The 486-nt window shown below is 52.7% G+C and carries 1 pseudogene; it reads right to left on the bottom strand.

Going from position 1 to position 486, the window contains the following annotated elements:
* A pseudogene (locus tag JSN25_RS22250) lies at positions 1-486 on the bottom strand (exodeoxyribonuclease); the annotation flags it as partial.

Here is a 486-nt window from a genome sequence, read left to right as displayed (position 1 = left end):
TCGCTGGCAGGCTGGCGTTGTACTCATCAATAAACGCGCGGATCGTTGCCGTGGTGGTAAATGCGCCTTCCGGAATTACGGGTTCAACGCTGAATTCTTCATCGAGTTGCTCTGGCTGCAACGCCAGCGCATGTACCAGGTTACCCATGTCCAGAACCGGAGAGCGTTCTTTGATGATGGTTTTCTCTACGTGACGCGCATTGAAGTACATCAGCGAAACACGTGCGTCTTTCACCTGGGTAGAGCTGATTCCGTTCGCTGCGTGATAGACCTCGTTCGGTAGACCTTCATAGCGACCTGGCTCGAAGTAAGCGGGGTAAACAACAGCTGGTTCGTCAGATTGCGCTTCTGGCTCGGTTTGTGCTGCAACTGGTTCGGTTTGGTTTACAGAATCGCTGTTTTGGGCGACAGAATCCGCATTCTGGTTTACATCGGCTTGCTGGCTGGTATCTGACTCTTCACCAGTTTCCACACTGCTTTCGCCTG

The sequence above is a fragment of the Citrobacter cronae genome, from assembly GCF_016893685.1.
In the GTDB taxonomy this organism is placed as follows: Bacteria; Pseudomonadota; Gammaproteobacteria; order Enterobacterales; family Enterobacteriaceae; genus Citrobacter; species Citrobacter werkmanii.
Note: the sequence above shows the minus strand (reverse complement) of the source record. Positions and strands in the feature narration are given on the sequence as shown.